Here is a 19,353-nt window from a genome sequence, read left to right as displayed (position 1 = left end):
GGCGGGGCTCCGGGCGGGAAGAAGTGACAGGCGGGCCAAAGAAAAAGGGCCAAAGAAAAAGGGCCCACATGTTGTGCATGCAGGCCCTCTCGGTGCTGGTCTGGCGACGGCGCGTTACTCGCGGTTGCCGCCGAAGATGCCCAGCAGCATCAGCAGGTTCGAGAAGACGTTGTAGACGTCCAGGTAGATGGCCAGCGTGGCGGAGACGTAGTTGGTCTCGCCGCCGTTGACCACGCGCTGCAGGTCAACCAGCATGAACGCCGAGAAGATCACGATGGCGAGCACCGAGATGGTCAGCATCAGGGCCGGCAGTTGCAGGAAGATGTTGGCCAGCGCGGCGACCAGGATCACGACGGCGCCGATGAACAGGAATTTCTGCAGTCCCGACAGATCGCGTTTGATGGTCGTGGCCAGGGTGGCCATGGTGCCGAACACGATTGCGGTGCCGCCGAATGCCGTCATGACGAGCTGCGAGCCGTTGCTCATGCCCATCACGAAGCCCAGCAGGCGCGAAAGCATGACGCCCATGAAGAACGTGAAGGCCAGCAGCAGGACGACGCCCAGCGAGCTGTTCTTGTTCTTTTCGATGGCGAACATCAGGCCGAAAGCGCCGACCAGGAAGACGATGGCCGACAGACCGGGGCTGGCGCCCATGACGCGGTTGATGCCGGTGTAGAGGCCGACCGCCGCGCCCAGCACCGTCGGGATCAGCGACAGGGCCAGAAGCCAGTAGGTGTTGCGCAGGACCTGGTTGCGAGCGACCTCGCCCGGCGCGCCGGCGACAGCGCCGGAACGGTTAAAAGGGGACGGACGATATTCGTTCATGGAGAACTCCTGTATACGGCAAATATGGTGATTGCCTAGAAGGCTTAGATGCGAAGGATACCTTACAGTTCCCTGAAGAATCCAGTTCGCGAAAGAAGTAGGACTGGCCGTTGCGGGGCAAATTGGTCCTGCGCATGTACGAAGGTCACCCCCGTCGAACTTCATGGAGCACACGGGAAACAATAGCAGGCAATTCCGCATCCATGCGCGCCTGAAGCTGCTTGATGGCGTCGGCAAGCGCCTGCTGCATGAGCTGTTCGACCTCGGCCTGCAGGCGCGCGGCGAGCACGGTGGCGTCGGGCAGGGGCCTGGTCGGTGCGGGGGCGGTGGCCGGCGAAGGCGCCACTGCCGGCACTGCCGCCGGGGTTGCCGCTGGCGCGGCAAGCGGGTTTGCCGCTGGCTCGGACGTCCGCGAGACCGGCAACGCCGGCGGCTCGTCCTCGTCCGCCACGTCCGTCAGGACGGGAAACGGGTCATGTTCATACGGGTCATTTTCATACACAGGACCGGCCTCGTCGGCCAGTTCGGTCAAGAGCGGCGCATCGGCGTCGTCGTCGGCCGGGTCGTGGAACGAGGGTTCGGCCCGATGGGTCAGGGTAGGAATGCCGGGATCGGATGGGCGAGCGGGCATGGAAACTCCCGAGATTCTGGAGGGCGCGGCGCGCGTGGGGCGGTTCAGCCGCCTTGGGCGTTGCCGCTCAAGGCGTGGCCTTGCGGCTCAGGTCGTGGCTTTGCGGCGTATGACCGGCTGTCAGGTAGGTCCGCCAGCGCTGCCGGGCCGCCTGTTTGTCGTCGGGGTCGTCGGAGACGATTTCCAGCAGACGTTCGAAAGCATCGAATCCGGGCGGGCAATCGTCGTCCAGGTTCATCAGCCAAGGCTGCGGCTGGTCGGGTTGCCCCGCCGCCTGCAAGGCCTGCAGCGGGTCCCCGGCGGTGAGGACCACCGGGGTTTCAGCGGCCAGCGGATCGTTTGCCAGCACGTGCGGCACGAAGGCCGTGTCGTCGAACGCCCACAGCATGCGGTCGAACGCGGACAGCCGCGAACCGTCTTTACAGTACACCACCAGCCGCTGGCCTGCCAGGACGCGCTTGCGCACGACCTGGCAGGCCATGCGCAGGCGGTCCGGCGCGCCGAAGGCGAAGTCGATGCGCGTCATGGGGCGGTCGGCGTCAGGCGTTTCAAGCCTGGTCCAGCAGGTATTGCATCAGGAGCGGGACCGGACGGCCGGTCGCGCCCTTGTCCTTGCCGCCGCGCCAGGCGGTGCCGGCGATGTCCAGATGCGCCCAGGGATAGGCCTTGGCGAAGCGGGACAGGAAGCAGGCGGCGGTGACCGCGCCGGCCGGAGGGCCGCCGATGTTGGCGAGGTCGGCGAAGTTGGACTTGAGCTGTTCCTGGTAGGCGTCGTCCATGGGCATGCGCCATGCCGTGTCCAGCGAGCGGCGGCCGGCCGAGGCCAGTGCGTCAGCCAGCGCGTCGTCCTTGGAGAACAGGCCCGTGTTGACGTTGCCCAGCGCCACGACGCAGGCGCCGGTCAGCGTGGCGATGTCGATCACGGCCGACGGCTTGAAGCGTTCGGCGTAGGTGAGGGCGTCGCACAGGACCAGGCGGCCTTCGGCGTCGGTATTCAGGATTTCGATGGTCAGGCCGGCCATGCTGGTGACCACGTCGCCCGGCTTGTTGGCCTTGCCGCTGGGCAGGTTCTCGCACGCGGGGATCAGGCCGACGACGTCCAGCGGCAGTTCGAGCTCGGCCAGGGCGCGGAACGAACCCAGCACGCTGGCGGCGCCGCACATGTCGTACTTCATTTCGTCCATGGTGGCCGCAGGCTTGAGCGAGATGCCGCCGGCGTCGAACGTGATGCCCTTGCCGACAAGCACGATCGGACCCTGCGCGGCCTTGGCGCTCTTTTTGGCGGCCTTGGCGCCGGCGTGGCGCAGCACGATGAAGCGCAGCGCTTCCTCGGAGCCGCGCGCAACAGACAGGAACGAGCCCATGCCCAGTGCTTCGACCTGCTTGCGGTCCAGAACCTCGACCTTCAGCGACTTGAATTCGCGCGCCAGGCGCTTGGCGGTGTCGCCCAGATACGTGGGCGTGCAGATGTTGCCCGGCAGGTTGCCCAGCGTGCGGGTCAGCTCCATGCCGTTGGCGATGGCGCTGCCTTCGCGCAGGCCTTTCTGAGCCTGTGCCGCGTCGGCGCGCTCGACGACCTGCACGATCTTCTTGAGCTTGGGGCGCGCGTCGCGGTCGGGTTTGCCGAAGCTGGCGTCGTAGTGGTAGACCGCGCTGCCGGCCGCGATCGCGGCGCTGCGGGCGCGCGCAATGAGGTCGGTGCCGGCGATGGGATTGGCGAGGAGCGTGGACACGCCTTCGGTAAGCTGGGCAGCGACGCAGGACGCGGCGAATGCCTGCTCGGCCGACGCATGGGTGCGGGCCGAGTATTCTTCCTGCTTGCCCAGACCGACCAGGACCACGCGTTGCGCGGTGACACCCGGCAGCGTGCGCAGGGTCAGCGTCGCGCCGGCGCGGCCGCGGAATTCGCTTTTGACCACCGCACGTACGGCGCCGTTGGAAGCGCGGTCGATGATGTCGGCGGCGGGGCTCAACACGCCGTCCGCGTACACGCCGACGGCAAGGGCCGCGGTTTTGACCTGGTGCAGGGAAGCGGTGGTCTGTGTGCTAAATTCCATGAGGGTTTCCCGTGTGCGTCTGTGTATGATGCGGTCGATTATCCCGCATATTCTCCCATGTCTCTATTCAAACGCTCTGTCGTCAGCGAGATCACCAGTCACGCTGGCGTTGTCTTTTCCACGTTGCTCGTCGTGTGGCTCAGCGTGCTTCTCGTGCGCCTGCTCGGCGAGGCCGCGGGGGGCAACATCGGAGCGGACGTGGTGGTCGTGCTTGCCGCGCTTTCCACCATCACCGCGCTGCCGACCATCCTGGCGGTCTCGATCTTCATCGCCGTGCTGACCACGGTCACGCGCAACTACCGCGAATCCGAAATGGTGGTGTGGTTTGCCAGCGGGCTGTCGCTGGCGGATTGGCTCAAGCCCGTGCTGCGCGTGGCCGTGCCCGTTGCGCTTGCCGTGGCGGGCCTGACGCTGGTGGCGTCGCCCTGGGCCTACCGTCAGATTGGCGAATATCACGAACGCTTCGAGCAGCGCTCCGACCTGTCCAAGGTCACGGCCGGCCAGTTTGCCGAGTCCTCTGGCGGCAACCGAGTGTTCTTTGCCGAAGACCCCGTCAATCCCGCCGACGAACTCGGCAACGTGTTCGCGCGCGAGATCGGCCCTGAATGGCTCAGCGTGCTGACCGCAAGCAGCGCGCACAGCGAAACGCTGCCCAACGGCGACCGTTTCCTGGTGTTGGGCGAGGGCCATCGGTACGACCTGAAGCCGGGCACGCCCGAGCTTCGCCTCGTGCATTTCGAAAAATACGGCCTGCGCCTCGAGAGCAAGTCGGGGGGCGATCCGATGGCCGAGGCCCGCGCGGCGGCGGAGCGTTCCTCCAAGGCGCGCAGCACGCCGCAGCTCGTCGAAGACAACACCAACAGCAGCTGGTCGCAGGTCATGTGGCGGATCTCGCTGCCGCTCGCCGCGCTGAATCTTGCGCTGCTGGCCATTCCGCTTGGCGCCGTGAATCCGCGGTTGGGGCGTTCGGGCGACCTGCTCATCGCCGGTCTGGTCGGCCTGCTCTATATGAATATGATCAACCTGTCGCGCGCCTGGATCTCCAACGGCAAGCTCAGCTTTGGCCTGGGGGTGTGGCTGATCCATGGCGCCGTTGCGCTGCTGACCGCCTTCCTGCTGATGCGCCGCCTGCGCGTGAAGGCGCCGAAGAACAGCACCTAGCGAAGCGGGCGCCGCCGGTCGGCGTCTTCAGGGCAGATACTTCATCGTTCCACGCCGGCCTGCCAACAGGTCGGCGTTTTTCAATACCGATTTGCGGATGAACTCCCACAGCACGGTCACGCGCTTGAGCTTGCGCAGGTCTTCGTGGCAGTACATCCAGAACGAGCGCGTGATGGCGATCTCGTCCTGCAGCACGGGTTTCAGCCTCGGATCCTGGGCCGCGATGAAGCACGGCAGGATCGCGAGCGACTGGCCCTGCAGCGCTGCGTGGTACTGGGCCACGACGCTCGTGCTGCGCAACACCACCTTGCTCGCCGGCAGCAGGTCTTCCAGATACCGCAAGCGCTCGCTGAACAGCAGCTCGTCCACATAGCCAATGAACGTGTGATCCGCGAGGTCTTCGCGGCGGGTGATCGGCGCATGGTTTGCCAGGTAGCCCGGCGTGCCATACAGCCGCAGCGTGTAGTCGCACAGCTTGCTGCACACATACGGGCCGCGCTGCGGGCGCTCGATGGTGATGGCCAGGTCTGCCTCGCGCTTGGACAGGCTGACAAAGCGCGGCACGGGCAGGATGTCCAGCGTGATGTGCGGATAGCGCCGCTGGAAATCGGCGGCCAGCGGGGTCAGCACGTAACTGCCGAAGCCCTCGGTGGCGCCAATGCGTAAATGCCCCGACAGCGCCTGCCCGATGCCGGACAGGTTCTCGCGCGCGGTGTGCACGACGCTTTCCATCTGCTCGGCGTGGACGAAAAGGCGCTGGCCGTCTTCGGTCAGCACGAAGCCCGCGCTGCGGGATTTTTCGAAGAGCAGGGTGTCCAGTTCCGTTTCCAGCGCCCGGATGCGGCGCGAGACGGTGGTGTGCTCCACCCCAAGCTTGCGCGCCGCCGCGCTGACGCGCTGCGTGCGGGCCACTTCCAGGAAGTACCGCAGGCTGTCCCAATCAAGCAAGATCCAACGCTCCAAGGCCCTGGCAGCACGCTGCCGAACGGCTTTTTTTGTGTGTGCATGAATGCACAAGGAATGTGCATTTGTAGTGTTGCTTGTTGATTTTCACACATCTACACTGGATCGGCAGGCCTTGGGCTATGCCCTGGGACCGCAGGCCGCGAAGACGGCGCCACAACGCTACCACTCAGCGCATAAAAACTCAGGAGACAAATCCATGAAATTGCACGCACGCGGGCTCGCCGCAGGCTTGTGTCTGGGCGCCGGATTGCTTGGGCAGGCCCAGGCGGCGGATAAGCCGCCAGTGAAGATCGGCATTCTGACGGATATGTCCGGCACCTATGCCGGCATGGGGGGCGCAGGTTCGGTTGCGGCGGCGCAGTTGGCCATCGACGACTGCCTGGCGGCAGAGTGCAAGGGCATGAAGATCGACCTGGTGTCCGCGGACAACCAGAACAAGGCCGACGTCGGCGCTGCCCGCGCCCGCGAATGGTTCGATCGCGACGGCGTCACCGCCATTGCCGACCTCACCAATTCCGCCGTGGCGCTGGCCGTGCAAGGCATCGCCCGCGAAAAGAACAAGGTGGTGATGTTCTCCGGTCCGGCCACCACGGCGCTGACCAACAAAGAGTGCTCGCCGGTCGGCTTTCATTGGATGTTCGACACCTACTCGCAGTCCGCTGGCGGCGCCAAGGCGACCGTGCGCGAGGGCGGCAAGTCGTGGTTCTTCATCACCGTCGACTACGCATTCGGCCACTCGCTGGAAGCCGACACGGTCAAGGCGGTCAAGGCGTTGGGCGGCACGGTCGCCGGCAGCGTGCGTCATCCGCTGAACGCGCCCGACTTTGCGTCCTACCTGCTGCAGGCGCAAAGCTCGAAGGCGCAGGTGGTGGCGCTGGCCAACGGCGGCCAGGACACCGTCAACGCCGTCAAGCAGGCGCGCGAGTTCGGCATCGTGGCCGGCGGGCAGCGGCTGGTTTCGCTGCTGATCTTCCTGTCCGACCTGCGTGCGCTGGGCCTGGAGAACGCCCAGGGACTGTCCTACGTGGACGGCTTCTACTGGGACTACGACGATGCGACGCGCGAGTGGTCCGGGCGTTTTGAAAAGGCCTTCCGCGGCCTGAAGCCCACCATGACGCAGGCCGGCGTGTATTCGAGCGTGCTGCATTACCTGCGCGCGGTGGCCGCTGCCAACAGCACCGATGGCAAGGTCGTGGCCGACAAGATGCGCGACCTCCCCATCAAGGATCCCATCATGCGCAACGCGTCGATCCGCCCGGACGGCCGCGTGATTCACGATATGTACCTGTACGAAGTCAAGAAGCCCGCGGACTCCAAGGGCGGCTGGGATTATTCGAAGCTGGTGGCCACCATTCCGGCGGCCGAAGCCTTCCAGCCCCTGGCCGATTCGACCTGCCCGCTGGTGAAGAAATAACCCGAGGCCCGCGGACGCTTGTCGCGCGGGCCCGGCTCGATCCAAGAACGCGGACGACCATCCGCATCGACTACGCAGTGTGAGGAGCATCAAAATGAGTGAAGTCCCGCGCGTTCCGCTACTGATCGGCGGCAAGCTTGTGCAGTCCAAAACCACCGAATGGCGAGACGTGATCAACCCCGCCACCCAGGAGATCGTTGCCAAGGTGCCCTTCGCCACGCGCGAAGAACTGGACCTGGCCGTCTCCAATGCCAAGGAGGCTTTCAAGACCTGGCGCAACGCCGGGCAGGGCGCACGCATGCGCGTCATGCTCAAGTTCCAGGAACTGCTGCGCGCCAATACCGGCAAACTGGCCGAGATGATCACCCGCGAACACGGCAAGACGCTGCCGGACGCCGAGGGTGAAGTCGGTCGTGGCCTGGAAGTGGTCGAGCACGCCTGCTCGATCGCCAACCTGCAACTGGGCGAATACGCGGAAAACGCGGCGACCGGCATCGACGTCTACACCCTGATCCAGCCGCTGGGCGTGTGCGCGGGCATCACCGCGTTCAACTTCCCGGTGATGCTGCCGTGCTTCATGTTCCCCATCGCCGTGGCCTGCGGCAACACGTTCGTGCTGAAGCCGTCCGAGCAGGATCCGACTTCGTCCCTGTTCCTGGCGGAGCTGGCGCTGGAAGCCGGCCTGCCGCCGGGCGTGCTGAACGTCGTGCACGGCGGTCCCGAGACGGCCAACGGCCTGTGCGAGCATCCGGACATCAAGGCGGTGTCGTTCATCGGCTCGACCCGTGTGGGTACCGAGATCTACAACCGCGCGTCTGCCGCCGGCAAGCGCTGCCAGTCGATGATGGGCGCCAAGAACCACTGCGTGGTCCTGCCGGACGCGGATCCGGAAGTCGCGCTGAACCAGTTGCTGGGCGCCGCTTTCGGTGCGGCCGGCCAGCGCTGCATGGCGTCGTCCGTGGCCGTGCTGGTGGGCGAGGCCCGCAACTGGTTGCCTGATTTCGTCGAACGCGCCAAGAAGCTCAAGGTCAACGCCGGCACGGATCGCCAAGCCGATCTGGGTCCGCTGGTGTCGCCCAATGCGAAGAAGCGCGTGGAAAGCCTGATCCAGAAGGGTGTGGACGAAGGCGCCAAGCTGCTGCTCGACGGCCGCAACCTGAAGGTCTCGGGCTTCGAGGAAGGCAACTTCGTCGGCCCCACTGTGTTCGACGGCGTTGCCGAGAACATGACCATCTATACCGAGGAAATCTTCGGGCCGGTCCTGTGCTGCGTCGGCGTCGAGACGCTGGAAGACGCGGTGGCTTTCATCAACCGCAACCCCAACGGCAATGGCGTCGCCCTGTTCACGCAGGACGGGGGCGCGGCCCGCTACTTCCAGAACAACATCGACGTGGGCCAGGTCGGCATCAACGTGCCGATTCCGGTGCCGGTGGCGTGGTTCAGCTTCACGGGTTCGCGTGGTTCCAAGCTGGGCGACCTGGGTCCCAATGGCAAGCAGGCCGTGCAGTTCTGGACGCAGACCAAGACCGTCACCGCACGCTGGTCGGCGCACGCCAAGACCGTCAACACCACGATCTCGATGCGCTAAAAGAGGGGACGCCTTGCTCCTAAGCTTATACAAATAATTCATATAGCAAGGCGTTCTTATTACTTATAATTGGCCCGTCTATCAGGGGCCAATTAATGAACCTCCAGCAATTTCGTTTCGTGCGTGAAACCATCCGGCGCGACTTCAACCTGACCGAAGCCGCCCGGATGCTGTACACGTCGCAGCCCGGCGTCTCCAAGGCCATCATCGAGTTCGAGGACGAGCTGGGCATCAAGATCTTCGAACGCCACGGCAAGCGCATCAAGGGGCTGACCAAGCCGGGTCTGGCCGTGTCGCAGGTCATCGACCGCATCATGCGCGAAGTCGATAACCTGAAGAAGGTCAGCGACGAATTCGCGCGCCGCGATGAAGGCGGCTTGGTGATTGCCTGCACCCACACGCAGGCGCGCTACCTGCTGCCCCGCGTGATTCCCGCGTTCCGCAAGCAATTCCCCAAGGTTCACCTGTCGCTGGCCGAGGGCAGCCCCGCCCAGCTTGCCGAGATGGTGCTGCATGAGCAGGCGGATCTGGCGCTGGCGACCGAATCGCTGGCACTGACGCCGGGCTTGGCGACCTTGCCGGTCTATGCGTGGGAGCACACCGTGGTGGTGCGGCCCGATCATCCGTTGGCCGAATTGACCTCCAGCGCCGCCAAGCGCCTGTCGCTGGCGCAGTTGGCCGAGTACCCCATCGTGACGTACGACCGCGCCTTCACCGGCCGCAGCACGATCGACGAGATCTTTGCCAATCAGGGCATCCATCCGGACATCGTGCTCGAAGCCATCGACGCCGACGTGATCAAGACGTACGTGGACGTGGGCCTGGGCATCGGCATCATCGCGGGCGTCGCCTACGACCCGCGCCGCGATTCCAATCTGGTCGGCCTGCCGGTGGGGCACCTGTTCGGCACGCACACCACCCGCGTGGGCGTGAAGGCGGGCGTGTTCCTGCGCGATTACGTCTACACCTTCCTGGAAATGCTGGCGCCGTCGCTGACCCGGGCGGTCGTCACGGATGCGGTGCAGGGCCCGCCGAAGTAGCCCGGCTGCTGGCTCCCGCATCGACATGGCGCGACGTCCTCACGACGTCGCGTTTTTTTTGCCCGTTGCCCCTGGAAAAGCGTGAGACGGCTATCCCTTTCCATAAGCTCATAAAAATAATTAAATAAGAACCGATCTCATTTGAGTTGACGAAAAAATAGGAATCATTATCATTACATCCAGGCTCAACGACCCAGTGAGGTAAATCATGACGGCAGGACTTAGTGCAGTGGTAGTGGGCGCCGACCGCCTCGGCAATATTCCCGATCTGCTCAAGGGACACAACATCTCGATCACGCACCACATCAGCGGGCGCGATCCCTCGCATCAGAAGAAGACCCTGCAACTGCCCTCGGGCACGCAGCTGGTCATCCTGCTTACCGATTTTCTTGGCCACAACGTCATGAAGACCTTCCGCAACGCCGCGCAGCGCGGCGGCATCCGGGTCGTCGCTTGTCGCCGTTCCGTGTGCAGCATGCAGCAGGCCCTGCAGCAATGCGGCCTGTGCCCGCGCGCCGGCACGGTTCATTGACGGGACGCGTCTTGCCGCGCATCCACGACAAACTGGGGAGGCCGATACGGCCTGCGGCCTGACCGCCGCGAAGAGAACAAACAAAAACGCCGCCGGACGAAAGTCGGGCGGCGTTTTGCATTTGGACGATGGCGGCGGGCAGGCCTGCGTGCGACTATGTTGCCTTGAGACAGGGCAGGGCGTCAGTTGGCCGCGCGGGCCGATGCCATCAGGGTGTTGTCCAGGCGGCGAGCGCCGTTGTAGCGCTTGGACCAGTAGGCCATGGTCATTTTTTCGACACGCACCACACCGCCGGCGCTGGGGGAGTGCACGAAGCGGTCGTCGCCCAGATAGATGCCAACGTGGGAGTAGCGGCGGCCCATGGTGTTGAAGAAGACGAGGTCGCCGGCCTGCAGTTCGTTCTTGGCGACGGCCACGCCTTGCTGCGCGATCTCGGCGGCGTTGCGGGGCAGCTTCAGGCCCAGACCACGTTCGGCTGAGTAAGCGACGAGGCCGCTGCAATCAAAGCCGGTGTCGGGGGAGCTGCCGCCGAATCGATAGCGGATGCCCAGGTGATTCAGGGCTTCGCTGACCATGGCGTTGTCGGTGCCGACACCCGAATGGGTGCGCTGGCGTTCACGCTTGAATTTCTGAACCACCAGCATGCCGATCGGGTCATCGGCGGTGGCAACCCATTCCATCTCGTAGGGATCGATCTCGGACGTATGGGCGGTTGACTTTTGGCTAGTGCTTGCACAACCCGCCAGACCCGCAACGCAAGCAACCAACGCGAGCATGCGCAGACCGCGCTTTGCAAGGCCAGTGGTTGAATTGAATCGCGCGGGTATGGAGTGTCGATGCATTCGCCTGGGGATGATTCACTGAACACAGCAAAAACCGCGCATTAGCCGCGGTTGGGGCCGAGATGTCAGCAAATTCAACAATTATGTGCAACTTCGCGGGGATTCTACCAAACTTTTAGTGCCGCTTCGTTACGTATCGGCCCTAAATATCCATGCAGCGTGGACATCTGGAAGAATTTTTTGACTTGCGGCAAGCCTCGTGCAAGGTTTGCCTACCAGAATGACCGAAATGATTTGACAAGAAATCAATCAGCCTTAAGGCCTATGAACAATACCAGGAGACAAACATGCAAAGAACCCGGGATTTCCACTATCGCTCGGTGAATGACCGCGACGCGTTCTGGCGCGAAGAGGCCACGCGCATCCACTGGGAAACGCCTTTTGACAATGTGCTGGATTTCTCGCGTCCGCCCTTCGCCAAGTGGTTCGTCGGCGGGCACACAAATCTTTGCTACAACGCCGTGGATCGCTGGCTGCCGACCCAGGCGGACAAGCCGGCGCTGATCTGGGTATCCACCGAGGTGGACCGCGAGCAGATCTATACGCGGCAGGACGTCTTTGAAGAAGTGAATGCCGCCGCCGCCATGCTGCGCGAGTTGGGGGTGGAACGCGGCGACCGGGTGCTGCTTTACATGCCGATGGTGCCGGAAGCGGTGTTCACCATGCTTGCCTGCGCGCGCATCGGGGCCGTGCATTCGGTGGTGTTCGGCGGTTTTGCGTCCGTCAACCTGGCGCAGCGCATCGACGATGCCGCGCCCAAGGTGGTGGTGTGCACGGACGGCGGCTCGCGGGCCGGCAAGGTCGTGCCGTACAAGCCGCTGCTGGACCGCGCCTTGAGCCTGGCAAAATCACCGCCCGCGTCGGTGGTGGTGTTCGACCGCGGTCTGGCCCCGTTCGAGCCGGTGGCTGGACGCGACCTGGATTACGCCACGCTGCGCGAACGGCACCGCGGCGCGCGCGTGCCCGTCGAGTGGCTTGAATCGTCCGAGCCCAGTTACATCCTCTATACATCCGGCACCACCGGCCGACCCAAGGGCGTGCAGCGCGACACGGGCGGCTACGCCGTGGCGCTGGCGTCGTCCATGGAGTACCTGTTCGATGGCAAGCCCGGCGACACTTATTTCTGCACGAGCGACATCGGCTGGGTGGTCGGGCATTCCTATATCGTCTATGGACCGCTCATCGGTGGGCAATCGACCATTCTGTACGAAGGAACACCCGTGCGCCCGGACGGCGCGATTCTCTGGAAGCTGGTCGAGCAATTCGGGGTGAACACGCTGTTTTCGGCGCCCACGGCGGTGCGCGTGCTCAAGCGCCAGGATCCCGAGCTCTTGAGACGGCACGATCTGTCGACGCTGCGCGCCGTGTATCTGGCCGGGGAGCCGCTCGACGAGCCAACGGCGCAATGGATCTCCGAGGGTCTGGGCAAGCCCATCATCGACAACTACTGGCAGACGGAGTCCGGCTGGCCGATCCTGTCGGCGCAGCCGGGCGTCGAAAAAGTCGCCACCCGGTTTGGCAGCCCCTCGTTCCCGGTGTATGGCTTTGATGCGCGCATCGTCAGCGAGTCCTCCGGCGAAGACCTGGGCCCCGACGAGAAGGGCGTGGTCGCCATCGTGCCGCCGCTGCCGCCCGGCGCCATGTCCACCATCTGGGGCGACGACGCGCGCTTCGTCGAGACCTACTTCACGTCGATTCCAGGCCGGCAGGTGTATTCGACCTTCGACTGGGGGCGGGTGGACGCCGATGGCTACTGGTTCATCCTGGGCCGCACGGACGACGTGATCAACGTGGCGGGTCACCGGCTGGGCACGCGTGAAATCGAGGAATCGGTCAACAGCCACAACGGCATCGCGGAATGCGCGGTGGTGGGGGTGTCCGACCCGCTCAAGGGGCAGGTCGCCATGGCGTTTGCCGTGCTGAAGAATCCCGCCGGCGCCGACACGCCGGAAGCGGCAAAGCAGCTGGAAGCGGATATCATGCGGCTGGTGGAAGAACAGCTGGGGGCGGTGGCAAGGCCGGCCAGGATCCGGTTCGTGGGCGCCCTGCCCAAGACCCGTTCCGGCAAGGTGCTGCGCCGCGCGATCGTCGCGGTATGCGAATCGCGCGATCCCGGCGACCTGACCACCATGGAAGACCCTAACGCCCTCGAACAGATCAAGGAGTCACTGCAATGAAAACCAAACCCGTGCTGAGCGCCGACGACGTCAAAAAGATCCTGGCCGCGGCCGAAGCACACGCCTTGCAGAACAAGTGGGCCGTCACCATCGCCGTGACCGACGATGGCGGCCATCTGCTGGGCATGCTGCGTCTGGACGATGCGGCGCCGATCTCGTCGCACATCGCGCCCGCCAAGGCCAAGACGGCCGCGCTGGGCCGCCGCGAATCGCGCATCTACGAAGAACTGATCAACAACGGCCGCTACTCGTTCCTGTCGGCGCCGCTGATCGAAGGCATGCTCGAGGGCGGCGTGCCGGTCGTCGTTGACGGCCAGGTCGTGGGTGCGGTGGGCGTTTCGGGCGTGAAGTCGACCGAAGACGTGCAGATCGCGCAAGCAGGCATTGCCGCGCTGGGCCTATGAGCCAGGCGCTGCCGCCGGAAACGCCGGCCGGCGTTTCCGCGCAGGACACCCGGGGGGCGGACAGCGGTCCGCTGAACCCCGGCGTGAAACGGCGCGAAGTCTGGGCCTGGGCCATGTACGACTTCGCGAACTCCGGCTACACCACCGTGATCCTCACGGCGGTCTTCAGCACCTACTTCGTCGGCGTGGTCGCCGGGCGCGCCACCTGGGCGACGCTGGCCTGGACGGCCGCGCTGTCGCTGTCGTACCTCCTCATCATGCTGACCATGCCCACACTGGGCGCGCGCGCCGATGCGCGGGCCGGCAAGCGGCGGCTGCTCTACACCAGCACGGCCGGCTGCGTGGCGGCTACGCTGGTCCTGACGCAGGCCGGGCCGGGCGACGTCTGGCTGGCGCTGGCCGCCATCGTCGTGTCCAACTTCTGCTATTGCGTCGGCGAATCCGTGGTCGCGGCGTTTCTGCCTGAACTTGCCAAGCCGCAGGCGTTGGGCCGCGTTTCTGGCTGGGGATGGAGCTTTGGCTATTTCGGCGGCATGCTCACGCTGGGTCTGTCGCTCGTGGTGGTGACGTTGGCCGAAGCGCGCGGCGACACTGCAGAGCAATTCGTGCCGTGGGTCATCGTGGTGACGGGCTCGGTGTTTGCGCTGGCCGCGCTGCCGTCGTTCTTCATGCTGCGCGAGCGTGCCACGCCGCAGCCGGGCAATCCGCCCGCGCTGCATATGCTGAAACGCCTGGCCTATGCCTGGCGCGAAACGGGCCTGCATTTTCCGGAATTCCGGCGCCTCTTGATGTGCATTGCCTGCTATCAGGCCGGCATCTCGGTCGTGATCACGCTGGCCGCGGTGTATGCGTCGGAAGTCATGGGATTCACCACGCCGCAGATCATGCTGCTGGTGTTCACCGTGAACATCGGCGCGGCGGCCGGGGCGTTTTCGTTCGGCTACGTGCAGGACCGCATTGGCCACAAGCCGGCGCTGGCGATCACGCTGGTCGGGTGGATCGTGATGGTGTTGGTGGCCTATGCGGCCGTGACCGCGCCGGTGTTCTGGGTGGCGGCCGTGCTGGCCGGCCTGTGCATGGGCACGACGCAAAGCGCGGGCCGCGCCATGACCGGCGCGCTGGCGCCGGCGGGCCGGCTGGCCGAGTTCTATTCGCTGTGGACCTTCGCCGTGCAGCTTGCCGCCGTGATCGGCCCGTTGACGTACGGGCTGGTGACGTGGGTCACGGAAGGCAATCATCGCCTGGCCATCCTTGTCACCGGGCTGTTCTTCGTCGGCGGACTGGTCCTGTTGTCGCGGGTGGACATGAAGCGGGGCCTTGCCCGGCAGGCCGCCTGAATGCGGTATACGCCAAGCTGCAAGCGGCTGCTATCCTTATGGACTGCCTTGTGCCGCCGTGTCTCGATGCGGCGGCGCATGCTGATTGCTTGGCATTGTTGACGCGTCGCAGGGCGGCGCGTCGTTGGCTTGTGCATGCTGCCCGGTCGGCGCCTTGCGGCGTCTTCCTGCCCAGATCCGGCGCAGACGCATCGCCTTGGGCCTCGTCAATCTGCGGGCTCCGGCCCGCATTTTGCGTAAGGTGCTCGTAAGAGCGCGGCGATACGGTTGCAGGTGGGTAATAAAAAAGCAGCATAAACAACAGAATCACCGATTGGAGACAAGATCATGTCGAACGCTATTGAGTCCGTCCTGGTGGAAAACCGCGTGTTTCCGCCGCCCGAGCGCGCCGCGCAGGGCGCCGCGATTTCCAGCATGGACGCCTACAACGCGCTGTGCGCGCAGGTCGAAAACGACTTCGACGGATTCTGGGCCGGACAGGCCCGCGACAATCTGCAGTGGACCAAGCCCTTCACGCAGGTGCTGGACGAGTCCGATGCCCCGTTCTACCGCTGGTTCGGCGACGGCGAACTGAACGTCTCGGCCAACTGCCTGGACGTCCACCTGACCAACGGCAACGCCGACAAGACCGCCATCATCTTCGAATCCGATGACGGCAAGGTCGACAAGGTCACCTACCGCGAGCTGCTGGCGCGCGTGTGCCGCTTTGCCAACGGGCTGGCGGCGCTGGGCTACAAGAAGGGCGATCGCGCCATCATCTACATGCCCATGTCCATCGAAGCCGTGGTCGCCATGCAGGCCTGCGCCCGCCTTGGCGTGACGCACTCGGTGGTGTTCGGCGGTTTCTCGGCCAAGAGCCTGCAGGAACGCATCGTCGACGTGGGTGCATCGCTCGTCATCACCGCCGACGAACAAGTGCGCGGCGGCAAGACCATTCCGCTCAAGCCTGCCGTCGAAGAAGCCATCGCCATGGGCGGCTGCGAGGCCGTCACCAAGGTCGTCGTGTACCGCCGCACGGGCGGCAAGGTGCAATGGAACGAAGGCCGCGACGTCTGGATGCAGGACGTCGAGGCCGGCCAGTCCGACATCTGCGAACCGGTTCCGGTCAACGCCGAGCATCCGCTGTTCATCCTTTACACCTCCGGCTCCACCGGCAAGCCCAAGGGCGTGCAGCATTCGTCCGCCGGCTACCTGCTGTGGGCGCTCCTGACCGTCAAGTGGACCTTCGACGCCCGCAAGGACGACGTCTACTGGTGCACGGCCGACGTGGGCTGGGTCACGGGTCACACGTACATCACCTACGGTCCGCTTGCCGCGGGCCTGACGCAGGTCGTCTTTGAAGGCGTGCCCACGTTCCCCAACGCCGGCCGCTTCTGGGACATGATCGCGCGCCACAAGGTCACCACGTTCTATACGGCGCCCACCGCGATCCGCTCGCTGATCAAGGCCTCGGAAGGCACGCCCGAGGCGCATCCCAAGAACTACGACCTGGACTCGCTGCGCATCATCGGCACGGTGGGAGAGCCCATCAATCCCGAAGCCTGGATGTGGTATCACAAGAACGTCGGCCGCGAGCGCTGCCCCATCGTGGACACCTGGTGGCAAACCGAAACCGGCGGGCACATGATCACGCCGCTGCCGGGCGCCACGCCCACCAAGCCTGGCTCGTGCACGCTGCCCCTGCCGGGCATCGCCGCGGCCATCGTGGACGAGACCGGCGGCGACGTCGAAAAGGGCAATGGCGGCTTCCTGGTCATCAAGCGTCCGTGGCCCGCCATGATCCGCAACATCTGGGGCGACCCGGAGCGCTTCAAGAAGAGCTACTTCCCGTCTGAACTGCGCGGGTATTACCTCGCGGGCGACGGCGCGCAGCGCGACGCGGACGGCTACTTCTGGATCATGGGCCGTATCGACGACGTGCTGAACGTCTCGGGTCACCGGCTGGGCACGATGGAAGTCGAATCGGCGCTGGTGGCGCACGAGATGGTGGCCGAAGCCGCCGTCGTGGGCCGTCCCGACGACACGACCGGCGAGGCCGTCGTGGCCTTCGTGGTGCTCAAGCGTTCGCGTCCGGAAGGCGAAGAGGCCCAGGCCATCGCCAAGCAATTGCGCGACTGGGTGGCCCGCGAGATCGGCCCCATCGCCAAGCCCAAGGACATCCGTTTTGGCGACAACCTGCCCAAGACCCGTTCGGGCAAGATCATGCGCCGCCTGCTGCGCGTGGTCGCCAAGGGCGAGGAAGTGACGCAGGATGTGTCCACGCTGGAAAACCCCGCCATCCTGGAGCAGCTCGCCAAGCCGCTGTAAATGCAACTGGCCGGCTTACGCCGGCCGTTTGCAGCGCGACAGGCGCATAATGACGACGCCCGTGCCGGCAAGTTGCGGCACGGGCGTCGTCATTCCTGGATTGCCAGATTTCCTTGCATGGAGCCACACCCGTGAGCAGCAGTTTCGATCGCGCAGGGCTTGCCCTGATGTTCAGCACCATCCTGGTCTGGGCGGGAAGCTGGATCGCGATGAAGCTGATCGTGCCTTACATCGGGCCGTTCGACTTCGTGGCCCTGCGCTATGTGGTGGGCAGCCTGGTCCTCTTCGCGCTCGCGATCGCCACGCGCCGGCCGCTGGCGATGCCGCCCTGGAAACTGACCCTCTTGATCGGCCTGACCCAGACGGCAGGCTTTCAGGGCTTTGTGCAGACCGCGCTGGTGGATGGGGGCGTGGGCAAGGTGTCGCTCATGGCCTACACGATGCCGTTTTGGGTGGTGCTGTTTGCATGGTGGTTGCTGGGCGAGCGTCCCACGGCCCGGCACGCGGCCGGCATCGCGCTGGCTGCCGTGGGCCTGATCTGTTTCGTCGAGCCCTGGAACGGACTGGGCGACATCCGCACCGTGCTGCTGGGTCTGGGCAGCGGGCTGTGCTGGGGCGTGGGCACGGTGCTGTCCAAGCGCATGTTCGACCGCCATGCGCCGGATGTGATGACGTTCACCGCGTGGCAGATGCTGTTCGGCGGCCTGGTCATGGTGCCCGTCGCCTATCTGGTGCCGCAGATGACCGCCCAATGGGGCTGGTCGCTCTGGACTGGCATGACCTACATTGTGCTGATCGCCACCGCAGCGGGCTGGCTGCTGTGGCTGCAGGTGGTGCGCCGGGTGCCCGCGTCGATCGCGGGCCTGTCCAGTCTGGGGGTGCCCGTGGTGGCCATGCTGCTCGCGTGGGCCATCCTGTCCGAGCGTCCCACGCCCGTCGAGCTTGGCGGCATGGCGCTGATCCTGGCCGGCATCTTTGTGGTGAGCCGCGCCGCGCCTGCGACGCGCGCCGATTGACCTTTTCGAAATCCTGTTCTCTCCGATCCCCTGGAAACCTTCATGATTGATCTGCGTAGCGATACCGTCACCCGCCCCGGCGCCGCCATGTTGCAGGCGATGGCCAATGCCCCGCTGGGCGATGACGTGATGGGCGATGATCCCACCGTGATCCGCCTGCAAAAGACCTTGGCCGAGCGCACCGGCAAGGCCGCCGGCCTGTTCTTTCCGTCGGGCACGCAAAGCAACCTCGCGGCGCTCATGGCGCATTGCGGCCGCGGCGACGAGTACCTCGTTGGCCAGCTTGCGCACACCTACAAGTACGAGGGCGGCGGCGCGGCGGTGCTGGGCAGCATCCAGCCCCAGCCCATCGAGCATGCGCCCGATGGCTCGCTGCCGCTGGACAAGCTGGCCGCGGCGCTCAAGCCCAAGGGCGATCCGCACTTTGCGCGCACGCGCCTGCTGGCGCTTGAAAACACCTTCCACGGCAAGCTGATACCGGCCGCGTACATCCAGGCCGCCACATCGTGGGCGCGCGAGCAGGGCCTTGCCACGCACCTGGATGGCGCCCGCGTGTTCAATGCGGCCGTCGCCAGCGGCAAGCCCGTGGCGGATCTTTGTCAGCCGTTCGACACGGTGTCCATCTGCTTTTCGAAGGGACTGGGCGCGCCGGTGGGATCGGTGCTGGTCGGCAGCGAAGCGCTGATCGCCAGCGCGCACCGCTGGCGCAAGATGCTGGGCGGCGGGCTGCGCCAGTCCGGCGTGCTGGCGGCGGCGTGCCTGCATGCGTTGGAGCACAACGTGGAACGGCTTGCGCAGGACCACGAGAATGCGCGCCTCCTGGCCGAAGGCCTGCGCGCCATCGCCGGCGTCAAGGTGCTGAGCCAGGACACCAACATGGTGTTCGTGGAGTTCGAGCCGTCACGCTGCGATGCGCTGACGGCGGCGTTGGCCAAGGAAGACATCCTGATGCGCGCCGTCTATGGCGGTCCGACGCGCCTTGTCACGCATCTGAACGTGTCGGCCGACGATGTGCGGCGCGTGGTCGAGGCGGTGGGGCGGCTGCTGCGTTAAGCC

At 65.2% G+C, this 19,353-nt stretch carries 17 protein-coding genes; 11 read left to right on the top strand and 6 right to left on the bottom strand.

What is annotated here, in order from left to right:
- Nucleotides 1-114: 114 nt before the first annotated feature.
- From ASD71_RS18675 to ASD71_RS18660, 4 genes are all read right to left on the bottom strand, one after another.
- Nucleotides 115-825 carry a Bax inhibitor-1/YccA family protein gene (locus ASD71_RS18675; RefSeq protein ID WP_056321955.1) on the bottom strand — a complete coding sequence of 237 codons (711 nt, stop codon included), beginning with the start codon at nucleotides 823-825 and terminating at the stop codon, nucleotides 115-117.
- 145 nt (nucleotides 826-970) lie between these two features.
- Entirely contained in the window at nucleotides 971-1,456 is a 486-nt protein-coding gene (locus ASD71_RS18670) for a hypothetical protein (RefSeq protein WP_056568002.1), read from the bottom strand.
- 67 nt (nucleotides 1,457-1,523) lie between these two features.
- Nucleotides 1,524-1,982, bottom strand: coding sequence for a DNA polymerase III subunit chi (locus ASD71_RS18665; protein WP_056567999.1), 459 nt, complete (start codon nucleotides 1,980-1,982; stop codon nucleotides 1,524-1,526).
- 22 nt (nucleotides 1,983-2,004) lie between these two features.
- Nucleotides 2,005-3,513 (bottom strand): leucyl aminopeptidase, encoded by a 1,509-nt coding sequence (locus ASD71_RS18660; protein ID WP_056567995.1) that lies wholly within the window; start codon nucleotides 3,511-3,513, stop codon nucleotides 2,005-2,007.
- A 57-nt stretch (nucleotides 3,514-3,570) separates the two neighbouring features.
- On the opposite strand from ASD71_RS18660, the gene lptF reads away from it, so the two are divergent.
- On the top strand, nucleotides 3,571-4,674 hold the full coding sequence (gene lptF / locus ASD71_RS18655; RefSeq protein ID WP_056567992.1) for an LPS export ABC transporter permease LptF: 1,104 nt from the start codon (nucleotides 3,571-3,573) through the stop codon (nucleotides 4,672-4,674).
- 27 nt (nucleotides 4,675-4,701) lie between these two features.
- On the opposite strand, the gene ASD71_RS18650 is transcribed toward lptF, so the two are convergent.
- A complete protein-coding gene (locus ASD71_RS18650) occupies nucleotides 4,702-5,622 on the bottom strand; it encodes a LysR family transcriptional regulator (RefSeq protein WP_056567989.1) in 921 nt (306 codons plus the stop codon).
- 214 nt (nucleotides 5,623-5,836) lie between these two features.
- Here ASD71_RS18650 and ASD71_RS18645 point away from each other — a divergent pair, with 214 nt between their 5' ends.
- The 4 genes from ASD71_RS18645 to ASD71_RS18630 all read left to right on the top strand — a co-directional run bounded on the left by ASD71_RS18645 (nucleotide 5,837) and on the right by ASD71_RS18630 (nucleotide 10,214).
- Nucleotides 5,837-7,054, top strand: coding sequence for an ABC transporter substrate-binding protein (locus ASD71_RS18645; RefSeq protein WP_056567986.1), 1,218 nt, complete (start codon nucleotides 5,837-5,839; stop codon nucleotides 7,052-7,054).
- 94 nt (nucleotides 7,055-7,148) lie between these two features.
- A complete protein-coding gene (locus ASD71_RS18640) occupies nucleotides 7,149-8,642 on the top strand; it encodes a CoA-acylating methylmalonate-semialdehyde dehydrogenase (protein WP_056567983.1) in 1,494 nt (497 codons plus the stop codon).
- 95 nt (nucleotides 8,643-8,737) lie between these two features.
- A complete protein-coding gene (locus ASD71_RS18635) occupies nucleotides 8,738-9,682 on the top strand; it encodes a CysB family HTH-type transcriptional regulator (RefSeq protein WP_056567980.1) in 945 nt (314 codons plus the stop codon).
- A 208-nt stretch (nucleotides 9,683-9,890) separates the two neighbouring features.
- Nucleotides 9,891-10,214, top strand: a complete 324-nt coding sequence (locus tag ASD71_RS18630; RefSeq protein ID WP_035212827.1) for a DUF2325 domain-containing protein — start codon at nucleotides 9,891-9,893, stop codon at nucleotides 10,212-10,214.
- 182 nt (nucleotides 10,215-10,396) lie between these two features.
- On the opposite strand, the gene ASD71_RS18625 is transcribed toward ASD71_RS18630, so the two are convergent.
- A complete protein-coding gene (locus ASD71_RS18625) occupies nucleotides 10,397-11,056 on the bottom strand; it encodes a C40 family peptidase (protein ID WP_056567977.1) in 660 nt (219 codons plus the stop codon).
- Between the two features lie 248 nt (nucleotides 11,057-11,304).
- Between ASD71_RS18625 and ASD71_RS18620 the strand changes: the two genes are divergently transcribed.
- The 6 genes from ASD71_RS18620 (at nucleotide 11,305) to ltaE (ending at nucleotide 19,350) form a co-directional block, all read left to right on the top strand.
- On the top strand, nucleotides 11,305-13,233 hold the full coding sequence (locus tag ASD71_RS18620) for a propionate--CoA ligase (RefSeq protein WP_255357205.1): 1,929 nt from the start codon (nucleotides 11,305-11,307) through the stop codon (nucleotides 13,231-13,233).
- Nucleotides 13,230-13,637, top strand: coding sequence for a heme-binding protein (locus ASD71_RS18615; protein WP_056567970.1), 408 nt, complete (start codon nucleotides 13,230-13,232; stop codon nucleotides 13,635-13,637). The genes ASD71_RS18620 and ASD71_RS18615 overlap by 4 nt, the downstream gene beginning before the upstream one ends.
- Nucleotides 13,634-14,974, top strand: a complete 1,341-nt coding sequence (locus ASD71_RS18610) for an MFS transporter (protein ID WP_056567967.1) — start codon at nucleotides 13,634-13,636, stop codon at nucleotides 14,972-14,974. Before ASD71_RS18615 ends, ASD71_RS18610 begins: the two co-directional genes overlap by 4 nt.
- Before the next feature lie 327 nt (nucleotides 14,975-15,301).
- Nucleotides 15,302-17,281 carry an acetate--CoA ligase gene (gene acs, locus ASD71_RS18605; protein WP_056567964.1) on the top strand — a complete coding sequence of 660 codons (1,980 nt, stop codon included), beginning with the start codon at nucleotides 15,302-15,304 and terminating at the stop codon, nucleotides 17,279-17,281.
- 167 nt (nucleotides 17,282-17,448) lie between these two features.
- Nucleotides 17,449-18,297 (top strand): DMT family transporter, encoded by an 849-nt coding sequence (locus ASD71_RS18600; RefSeq protein ID WP_056569449.1) that lies wholly within the window; start codon nucleotides 17,449-17,451, stop codon nucleotides 18,295-18,297.
- A gap of 42 nt (nucleotides 18,298-18,339) precedes the next feature.
- Nucleotides 18,340-19,350, top strand: coding sequence for a low-specificity L-threonine aldolase (gene ltaE, locus ASD71_RS18595; protein WP_056567960.1), 1,011 nt, complete (start codon nucleotides 18,340-18,342; stop codon nucleotides 19,348-19,350).
- The last annotated feature ends 3 nt before the right edge of the window (nucleotides 19,351-19,353 follow it).

It is taken from the genome of Achromobacter sp. Root565 (assembly GCF_001427425.1).
Lineage (GTDB): Bacteria > Pseudomonadota > Gammaproteobacteria > Burkholderiales > Burkholderiaceae_B > Achromobacter > Achromobacter spanius_D.
This window is presented reverse-complemented; position numbering and strand designations above follow the sequence as displayed.